The 720-nt window shown below is 35.4% G+C and carries 1 protein-coding gene; it reads left to right on the forward strand.

The features are described 5' to 3' along the window. Nucleotides 1–720 (forward strand): gliding motility-associated C-terminal domain-containing protein (locus DZ60_RS0122050; RefSeq protein ID WP_025744154.1); only part of this gene is annotated, 720 nt, incomplete at both ends.

Here is a 720-nt window from a genome sequence, read left to right on the forward strand (position 1 = left end):
AGAGATGTTAGAATGATCTCGCTAGATTATAGCAATGATGCTCCTTATCTCGGTGAAAATGACGATCGATACGTAGATGGGTATGCATCGACTACAGGAGTACTAGACTTTTCGTTCCCGATTGGTGATGATTTTAGATTAAGACCAATGAGAATTGATAATTTTGCTGCTACCAATACTGCTAGAGGAGCCTATTTCTTTGAAGATCCTAATACACCTAATTTTTTTGCAGGAAGTTTTGATACGAATAATTTCAGTAACTCTTTGTACGGTGTTAGTATTTTCGAATTTTGGGATCTTGATGGAGATATAGAAACAAGAGTAACTCTTACTTGGGATGATAATAGTAATATTGCGACTTTAGTTGATGATATAGAAAATCTAAGAGTGGTAGGATGGGATACTAATTTAGAGCAATGGGTAAATCTTGGTAACACATCGGTATCTGGCGACCTGAATACTGGAGAAATTACTTCGAACGTAATCATTCCTGATAATTACACTGTCCTTACATTCGGAACATCTGATAATTCTTTAGATGGGGACTTACAAATATTTAATGCTGTTTCTCCTAACGGTGATCAAGAAAATGACACCTTTATTATTCAGGGATTATCCTTATATCCAGATAATGAATTATTTATTTATAACAGATGGGGTGTAGAAGTTTACAACAAAAAGGGATACGATAACTCTTGGGCAGGAATTTCTGAAGGGAGA

The organism is Aquimarina pacifica (assembly GCF_000520955.1).
GTDB classification, from domain to species: Bacteria; Bacteroidota; Bacteroidia; order Flavobacteriales; family Flavobacteriaceae; genus Aquimarina; species Aquimarina pacifica.